Annotated in this window: 5 protein-coding genes; all 5 read right to left on the bottom strand. The window is 73.6% G+C overall.

The features are described from left to right. Positions 1-2,949: LamG domain-containing protein (locus ACL02U_RS25430; RefSeq protein WP_412793260.1), on the bottom strand; the 2,949-nt coding region annotated here is incomplete at its 3' end. Between the two features lie 181 nt (positions 2,950-3,130). Continuing rightward, positions 3,131-4,306, bottom strand: coding sequence for an imidazolonepropionase (hutI, locus tag ACL02U_RS25425; protein ID WP_412793259.1), 1,176 nt, complete (start codon positions 4,304-4,306; stop codon positions 3,131-3,133). Positions 4,307-4,375: 69 nt separating this feature from the next. Further along, the gene (locus ACL02U_RS25420; RefSeq protein WP_412793258.1) at positions 4,376-5,746 is read right to left on the bottom strand and encodes a formimidoylglutamate deiminase; all 1,371 of its coding nucleotides are present in this window, start codon (positions 5,744-5,746) and stop codon (positions 4,376-4,378) included. Continuing rightward, entirely contained in the window at positions 5,743-6,960 is a 1,218-nt protein-coding gene (locus ACL02U_RS25415) for an allantoate amidohydrolase (protein ID WP_412793257.1), read from the bottom strand. Before ACL02U_RS25415 ends, ACL02U_RS25420 begins: the two co-directional genes overlap by 4 nt. Beyond that, positions 6,957-8,621 (bottom strand): urocanate hydratase, encoded by a 1,665-nt coding sequence (hutU, locus tag ACL02U_RS25410; protein ID WP_412793256.1) that lies wholly within the window; start codon positions 8,619-8,621, stop codon positions 6,957-6,959. The genes ACL02U_RS25415 and hutU overlap by 4 nt, the downstream gene beginning before the upstream one ends. Between the last annotated feature and the right edge of the window lie 624 nt (positions 8,622-9,245).

Here is a 9,245-nt window from a genome sequence, read left to right as displayed (position 1 = left end):
GCCGAGCACGTAGTCGGTGTAGTGGTCGCTCCAGTAGGTGCGCCCGAACTGCATCGGCCCCGTCGCGGCCCACGGCGTCGTGTAGGAGGTGGTGCCCTGCAGCCGGCCGTTGACGTACAGGCGCAGTTGCCGGGCCGACGCGTCGTACACACCCGTCAGGTGGGTCCACACACCCAGCGCCGCGGAGTCCTGGGAGAGGACCCGCTGGTACGACCAGGTGCCGCCGGTCGGTGCGTCCGAGTCGACGGCCCGGAAGCTCCACTGGCCGCCCTTCCATTCGTAGCCCAGGTAGAACTGGCTGCGGTGGCTGCCGTTCTGGCTGACGTAGGTGCGGTTGCGGCTGCCGTCCTCGAGACGCACCCAGGCCGACACGGTGTACGAGCCGCGGGTGTCGAGCACCGGTCCGGCAGTGGACGCGTAACCCGTGCTTCCGTCCAGGGCCAGGCCCTTGTCGGTGACCGGCGCCGGCAGGGGGCTGCCCGAGGCGTCCGTGGTCAGCAGCCCGCGCCGGCCGCGGTCGTCGCGCGTCGCCCCACCGCCCGGTGTCGCGTCGTACTGCGGGACACCGCCGTCGGTGGCGGAGTCGACGGCCGCACCGCTCGACTCGTCGAAGTGCCAGCGGCCCGCCGGTCCCGCGCCGGAGGCGACCAGGAAGTCCAGCTGCCTGGTCTCGCCGGGACGGCCGCCGTCCACGTCGTCCCGGGCCCGGACCCGGAGGGAGAACGTGCCCGAGTGCTGCGGGGTCGTACTCACGGTGGCCGTCGACCCGCTCACCGTGGACCAGGTGTCGTCGGTGGAGAACTTGTACTCGTAGGAGACGATGTTGGCGTCGCCCGCCGCCGGGCTGATCGTGAAGGTGGCCGTCTGGCCCGGCCCGCCGTGGGCGGCGCAGTCGTTGGCGACGCACTCCGTGTACGGGGACGCCAGGGACACCTGCGGGGACTTCGGTGCCGTGGAGTCGACCTTGAAGTAGCAGAAGTAGGTCGTGCCGTAGCTGGTGAGGTGGCTGGCACCCTTGTTGTAGTACGACCAGGTCGCCGCGTGGTAGCGGTACAGCTTGCCGTCGGTCAGCGCCGACCACTTGAGCGCCAGGGCCGTGCCGTCCCCGACGTAACCGGTCGAGGGGCGCAGCTCGCCGTTGCCCGGGGTGGTGTCCGTCCAGGTGCCGTCGGGGTTCTGCTCGTCCAGATCGAAGTAGACCCGCAGTTGGGCGTCCTGCTCGCCGCCCGGCTTGGTCTGCGCCGTGCCCCGCAGGGTCGGCTGCGCGTCGGACACGATCGCCGGGTGCGAGACGTCCCGCTCGCAACTCGTGCCGGAAGCCGTCGCCACGCCGAGGGAGGTCGGCTTGTCCGGCAGGCCGACGTAGTCCACCACGAGTGCCGCGTCGTTCCTGAACCGCTTCCAGGCGGAGGTGTCCGACTCGTCGTGCGCACTGAGTTCGAGCGTCAGCCGGGAGAACTTGCCCGCCGCGAAGTCGCGGACGGTCGGCGTCAGGTTCTCGTTCGACTCGGCGGGGTTGTCGTGGAACTCGATCGGCGCGTCCGGCTGCGAGGGGTCGCAGGCCGTGCCGCGTCCTGCCGAGACGTTCCGGTCGACCATCAGGTCCCGTTCCGCCGGCCGGGTCGCCCAGGTCGTGGAGGAGGAGATGTTGTCGGTCCGGATCAGGTCCACCACCCGTGCGGTGCAGGTGAACGACCAGGTCTCGGTGGCCCGGAACGTGGCGTCGAGGATCTTCTTGCCGCTGAGCTTGGACGGGGAGAACTCGAAGTACAGGCGCTGCGTGTAGCCGGGGCCGCAGTAGTAGCCGTTCCAGGTGCCGCAGTGGCCGACGCCCTCGCCCTCGTTGTCGGAGCCGTTGCCCCAGCCGTAGGACTCGTAGCCGTCGCTGCGCAGCAGGGTCCGCTCCGACGCGTCCAGGCTCACCTCCGGGTCGATGAACAGCGGGAACGCCGAGGCGTCGGTCCCGGTCAGCATGCGCCGGTCCGGTACCACCGACAGCGCGTCGTCGGTGACGGCCACGTCCATGTCGGCCACCTTGTCGCCCTGCCCGGGCGCCAGGCCCGAACGCCTGGGCGCGGCCTCCGCAGGGTCGGACGGCGCTGCCTTCTTCGGGGCGGACGGCACGGCCTCCTGTGTGCCGGACCGTGCGGACTGCGCTCTGCCGACCGCCTTGGTCCTCGCGGTCGGTGTCCGCTTGCCGGTCTCTTCCCCGGCGGAGTCCCACATCCGGGCGGGCGGCGCCCGGAACACCGTGCGGCCCGCGCCGTCGACCGCCGCCAGGCTTCCGGCCGCGTTCTTGTGCAGCCGCAGGTTCTCGGCGTTCAGCTCGAAGGTGAGCTTCTTCAGCTTTCCACTAACCGCGGCCTGCGGGGTCTTCACGACGAACACCGGCTGGAGGCTCTCCGGGGTCGTGTTCACCCGCAGGTCGACGCCCGGCAGCACCTCCGGGTACACGGCGCTGGCGCCGTCCAGCGTCGGCGCGGGCAGCTTGCCCGGCCACCGCAGCTGAAGCGACCGGCCATGATCCGTGATCCGGGCCAGAGGCGCCTTGTCACCACCGCCGGACAGGGCGATCTGCACGGCGGCCGCCTTCGGCGCCACCGAACCGTCCGCCCGCTTCACCAGCGTCGCGTCCGGCGCCTGCCAGCCCCCACCCGACGCCGGCACCCGCACCGGCGCCGTCGCCTCCTCCAACGTGAAGGTGTAACCGTCCGGGTTGGCGTACACCGTCGTCCGCTCCGTACGCTCCCCCGTCACCTCGACCCGGTGACCGGACTCCGCGGCTTGCGCCAGCGCCCGCTGCCCCTCCGACAGCGGCGCGGAATCCGACTCCGCGGCGGAAGCCCCCGCCTGCTGCACCGGTAGCGCCAGTAGGGACAGCAGCGTGGCGAAGGCGATCGCCGCGGTGCCGCTCCCCCTCCGTCGCGCGCTCCCACGACGTCTTGTCACGCCGTGTCTCTTCCACCCTGCCTGCACGGAAACCCGCCCCCAGAATCTCAAGATCTTCAAAATGCCTGAAGATTGAAACCGCCCGCCGGCCTAGGGTCAAGGGACGATCATGCCGGGCGGCGCAGGGGTGGTTGCCGCGGCAGGGTTGCGGCTTGCGCCGAACGGCACTCGCGCCACCCGCTCAGCCCTGCCGCACCCCCCGCCGCCACACCTCCGCCACCAGCGGCACGCCCGGGCGGTACGCCAGGTGCACGTGGCTCGGTGCGTCGAGCAGTGCCAGGTCGGCGCGGGCGCCGGGGGTGAGACGGCCGATGTCCTCGCGGCGCAGGGCGGCCGCGCCGCCCGCGGTCGCCGACCACAGGGCTTCGTCCGGCGTCATCCCCATGTCGCGGACCGCCAGGGCGATGCAGAACGGGACGGAGGAGGTGAAGGAGGAGCCGGGGTTGCAGTCCGTGGAGAGGGCGACGGTGGCACCGGCGTCGAGGAGGCGGCGGGCGTCCGGCCACTCGGCGCGGGTGGAGAACTCGGCGCCGGGCAGCAGGGTGGCGACCGTGTTCCCGGCGGCCAGGGCGTCGACGTCGGCGTCCGTCAGGTGGGTGCAGTGGTCGGCGCTGGCCGCGTCGAGTTCCACGGCGAGCTGCACGCCGGGGCCGTAGCCGAGCTGGTTGGCGTGGACGCGGGGGTGCAGGCCCTTCGCCCTGCCGGCGGTGAGGATCGCGCGGGCCTGGTCGCCGTCGAAGGCGCCCTTCTCGCAGAAGACGTCGATCCAGCGGGCGTGCGGCGCGCAGGCGTCCAGCATCTCCCCGGTGACCAGGGCGACGTAGCCGGCCGGGTCGTCGGCGTGGTCCGGGGGGACGATGTGCGCGCCGAGGAAGGTGACCTCGTCGGTGTGGCGGGCCGCGATGCGCAGGGCCCGGGACTCGTCCTCGACCGTGAGGCCGTAGCCGGACTTGGTCTCGAAGGTGGTGGTGCCCTGGCGGAGCGCCTCGGCGAGGTAGCGGGTGAGGTTCGCCTCCAGTTCCGCGTCGGCGGCGGCGCGGGTCGCGGCCACCGTGGTGCGGATGCCGCCCGCGCTGTAGGGGCGTCCGGACATGCGGGCGTTGAACTCCCGGGTGCGGTCGCCCGCGAAGACGAGGTGCGAGTGGGAGTCGACGAAGCCGGGGATCACCGCCCGGCCGGCGGCGTCCACCCGGTGGTCGGCGGCGGGGGCGCTGCTCGCCGCGCCGGCCCAGGCGACGCGGTCGCCGTCGATGACGACGGCCGCGTCCTCGATCTGCCCGAGGGGGGATCCGTCGCCGAGCGAGGGGTCGTTGGTGACCAGCGTGGCGATGTTGGTGATGACGGTGCTGGTGCTCATGGCGTCCTTGGGGTTGCCGGGGCGGTGGGGGCGTCGGTCCCGCGGGGGTCTTCCCGGGGGGCGGGGGCGTCAGTCGCGCAGGGCTGCCAGGGCGGACGTGAGGGCCTGCGGCACGTCCGGTACGAGGGTGTGGGCGCCGTCGCGGACCACGTGCCGGCCGCCGACGACGGTGTGCCGGACGTCGGCGGAGGTCGCCGCGAACACCGCGGTCTCGGTGCCCAGCCGGGCCGGCGGTCCCGCGGTGCGCACCGAGTCCAGGGCGACGGTCGTGAAGTCGGCGAGTGCGCCGGGGACGAGGGTTCCCGCGTCGGGCCAGGCCAGGGCGGAGTGGCCGTCGGCGGTGGCGGCGCGCAGCAGCGCGGCGGCCGTCCAGTGGCCGCGGGTCCGGGTGCGCAGCCGCTCGTTCAGCTCCATCGCCCGCGCCTCCTCGAGCAGGTCGATGACGGCGTGGCTGTCGGAGCCGAGGGAGAGCGGCGAGCCGGCCCGTTCGAGGGCGGCGGCGGGGCCGATGCCGTCGGCCAGGTCGCGTTCGGTGGTCGGGCACATGCAGGTGCCGGTGCGGGAGCCGCCGATCAGCTCGATGTCCCCGGCGGTCAGGTGGGTGTTGTGGACGCCGGTGGTGCGCGGGCCGAGCACGCCGTGGTCGGCGAGGAGCCGGGCCGGGGTGCAGCCGTGGGCGGCCAGGCAGGCGTCGTTCTCGGCGGTCTGCTCGGACAGGTGCACGTGCAGCGGGGCCCGCCGGTGCTCCGCCCACTGCGCGACGGTGGCGAGCTGGCCGGCGGGGACGGCCCGGACGGAGTGGACGGCCGCGCCGATGCGGGCGTGCTCGCGGTCCTCCAGGGCCGAGCAGCGTGCGGCCCAGTCCTCCGCGGTGCCGTCGGAGAAGCGGAGCTGGTGGGTGTCGGGCGGCGCGCCGAAACCAGCCGACAGGTATGCGGTGTCCAGCAGGGTGATGCGGATGCCGGCCTCGGCGGCGGCCGCGAGGAGCGCCTCGCCCATCGCGTTGGGGTCGGCGTACGGGGTGCCGCCGGGGGCGTGGTGGAGGTAGTGGAACTCGCCGACGCAGGTGATGCCGGCCAGGGCCATCTCGGCGTACACCGCGCGGGCGAGCGCGTGGTACGTCTCGGGGGTCAGCCGGTCGGCGACCGAGTACATCACCTCCCGCCAGGTCCAGAAGGTGCCGCTGCCCACCTGCACCGTGCCGCGCAGGGCGCGGTGGAAGGCGTGGCTGTGGGCGTTCGCCAGGCCGGGCAGGGTGAGCCCGCGCAGGACCTCGGCGCCGGGCGGCGGCGCGGGCACGCCGGTGCGGAGGGCGAGGACGCGGCCGTCCCGCACGTCCAGCGCCACGCCCGACTCGATCCGGTCGCCGAGCCAGGCGTGCTCCAGCCAGTACGCCGGCGTGCGGTGCGTCGGCTGTGTGGGCTGCTGCGTGGGGGTCACCTGCAGGCCAGTCCTTCCAGTACGTCGGCGAGGGCGAGCACCCCGGCGACGCAGTCGTCCTCGGTCGCGGACTCGGCCGGGGAGTGCGAGACGCCGGTGGGGTTGCGCACGAACAGCATGGCGGTCGGGATCCGCCCGGACAGGATTCCGGCGTCGTGTCCCGCTCCGGTGCCGAGGACCGGCACGGTCAGGCCGGTCTCCTTGCCCAGGATGCGGGCGAGTTCGTCGCGCAGGGCGTGGTCGAACTCGACGACCGGTGTGAAGGACTCGCGGACCACGTCGAGGTCGGTCCCGTGGGCGCCGGCGTACTCGCGGGCGGCACGTTCGACGGCCGCGACGACGGTGTCGAGGGCGTCCTGGCCGGGGGCGCGGGAGTCGAGCCAGCCGCGGACGAGGGAGGGGATCGCGTTGACGCCGTTCGGCTCGACGGCGATCTTGCCGAAGGTGGCGACGGCTCCGGCGAGCGCGGCCTCGCGGCGGGCGGCGAGCACCGTCTCCGCGTACGGCAGCATCGGGTCGCGGCGGTCCGCCAGGCCGGTGGTGCCGGCGTGGTTCGCCTCGCCGCGGAAGTCGAACCGCCAGCGGCCGTGCGGCCAGATCGCGCTGGCCACGCCGACCGGGTCGCCGGACAGGTCCAGTGCCCGGCCCTGCTCGACGTGCAGTTCGACGAAGGCGCCGATGCGGCCCAGCCGGTCCGGGTCGGGTCCGATGGCCTCGGGGTCGTGGCCGGCGGCCTCCATGGCCTGCGGGAGGGTGGTCCCGTCGCCGTCGGTGAGCCGGTGCGCGTCCTCGACGGTGAGCTGTCCCGCGGTGAGCCGGGAGCCCACGCAGGCCAGCCCGAAGCGGGCGCCCTCCTCGTCGCCGAAGTTGACGACGGCCAGGGGCTTGGTGAACCGCGCTCCCCTCCCGCGCAGTTCGTCCAGGGCGGCGAAGGAGGACACCACGCCGAGGGGGCCGTCGAAGGCGCCCCCGTCCGGTACCGAGTCCAGGTGGGATCCGGTGACGACGGCGTCGCCGGCGTCCGGGTCGCCGAGCCAGGCCCACTGGTTGCCGTTGCGGTCGACCTCGTAGGCGAGTCCGCGCGCCCCGGCCTGCTCCCGGAACCAGGACCGGCAGTCGGTGTCGGCCGCGGTCCAGGCGTAGCGGCGGTAGCCGCCGGAGGAGGAGCTGCGGCCGATCGGCCGCAGCTCCTCCCACATGCTGTGGAAACTCAACGGTCGCCGCCCTCGCGCATCGGGACGCGGACGCCCTTGTCCGCGGCCACGGACTCGGCGATGTCGTATCCGGCGTCCACGTGCCTGATGACGCCCATGCCGGGGTCGTTGGTCAGCACCCGGCGGATCTTCTCGCCGGCCAGCGGCGTGCCGTCGGCGACCGTGACCTGCCCGGCGTGGATCGAGCGGCCCATGCCGACGCCGCCGCCGTGGTGCAGGGAGACCCAGGAGGCGCCGGAGGCCACGTTCACCATGGCGTTCAGCAGCGGCCAGTCGGCGATGGCGTCGGAGCCGTCGAGCATGGCCTCGGTCTCGCGGTACGGGGAGGCGACGGAACCGCAGTCGAGGTGGTCGCGGCCGATGACGATCGGCGCGGACAGCTCGCCGCTCGCGACCATGTCGTTGAACCGCTCGCCGGCCCTGTCGCGTTCGCCGTAGCCGAGCCAGCAGATGCGGGCGGGCAGGCCCTGGAAGTGGACCCGCTCGCCGGCCATCCTGATCCAGCGGGCCAGCGACTCGTTCTCCGGGAAGAGGTCGAGGATGGCCCGGTCGGTGCGGGCGATGTCCGCCGGGTCGCCGGACAGGGCAGCCCAGCGGAAGGGGCCCTTGCCCTCGCAGAACAGGGGCCGGATGTAGGCGGGGACGAAGCCTGGGAAGGCGAACGCGCGGTCGTAGCCGGCGAGCTGGGCCTCGCCGCGGATGGAGTTGCCGTAGTCGAAGACCTCGGCGCCGGCGTCCATGAAGCCGACCATCGCCTCGACGTGCCGGGCCATGGACTCGCGGGCGCGGGCGGTGAAGCCGGCCGGGTCCTTGGCGGCCGCGTCGGCCATGTCCTCGAAGGGCACGCCGACGGGCAGGTAGGCCAGCGGGTCGTGGGCCGAGGTCTGGTCGGTGACGATGTCGACGGGTGCGCCCATGGCGAGGAGCTGCGGGACCAGCTCGGCCGCGTTGCCGAGGACGCCGATGGAGAGCGGGCGGCGTGCGTCGCGGGCCTCGACGGCGAGCTGGAGCGCGTGGTCCAGGGAGTCGGCCCGGACGTCGAGGTAGCGGTGCTCGATCCGGCGGTCGATGGCGCGCGGGTCGCAGTCGATGCAGAGCGCGACGCCGTCGTTCATGGTGACGGCGAGCGGCTGGGCGCCGCCCATGCCGCCGAGGCCGGCGGTCAGGGTGATCGTCCCGGCGAGGGTGCCGCCGAACTTCTTCGCGGCGACGGCGGCGAAGGTCTCGTAGGTGCCCTGGAGGATGCCCTGGGTGCCGATGTAGATCCAGGAGCCCGCGGTCATCTGGCCGTACATGGTCAGGCCGAGCGCCTCCAGGCGGCGGAACTCCTCCCAGTTCGCCCAGTCGCCGACCAGGTTGGAGTTGGCGATGAGGACGCGCGGGGCCCACTCGTGGGTCTGCATGACGCCCACCGGACGGCCGGACTGGACGAGCATCGTCTCGTCGGCCTTCAGCGTCGTCAGGGTGCGGACCATCGCGTCGAAGGAGCGCCAGTCCCGGGCCGCCTTGCCGGTGCCGCCGTAGACGACGAGCTTGTCGGGGTGCTCGGCGACCTCGGGGTCGAGGTTGTTCTGCAGCATCCGCAGCGCGGCTTCCTGCTGCCATCCTCGGGCGCTCGGCTGCGTGCCGCGCGGCGCTCGGACGGGACGGGGTCCTGACATGGTCTGCCTCCTGGGCGGATCGCTACCGGCTGTTGTCGCGGCTATTCACATCCTGACGGGATGAATAGAGCTAGTCAATACGGCGCGGGGCACCGCCGGGGCACCCGAGGCGATCGGCCGGTGCACGACGCACGCGCGCGGGCGAGAGCGTCGAGACCGTGGGGCACACCCCTGACGACATCGGCCGCCCGCCCCTCGCCCACGCGCGCCGGCGAGGGCGCGGATACCGCCGCTCGCGTCCGTCCGGCGACGACTTCGAGGTGAACAACACCGGCAGGCTCGGACCTGCGGTACGTCCGCCCGCGCCCCTCGGGGATTCGACCGGGATACATCCGAGTTCCGAGCGAGACCTCGCCGCACTCCTCCTGCGCGCAGCCGCGGGTGCCGCGCCCGGCGACCACCCCCGTGACGCGGGGCACGGGCACGGGCACCGATGCCCTGTGACCTCGGTCTCAGGGTGCGGAGCCGTGCTCGCGTCCGGAGGGTGTACGGGTCCGACCCGCCGCCTCCCCCGCCGCACGGCAAACGCACAGATCAGCCCGGTGGCGCCCACCGGAACCGCGAGCGGGTGAGGGGCTGCCGTGCCCCGGCCGGACGATCCTCGGCAACTCGCCGCGCATACCA

The sequence above is a fragment of the Streptomyces sp. MS06 genome (assembly GCF_047200655.1).
Classification (GTDB): Bacteria; Actinomycetota; Actinomycetes; order Streptomycetales; family Streptomycetaceae; genus Streptomyces.
Note: the sequence above shows the minus strand (reverse complement) of the source record. Positions and strands in the feature narration are given on the sequence as shown.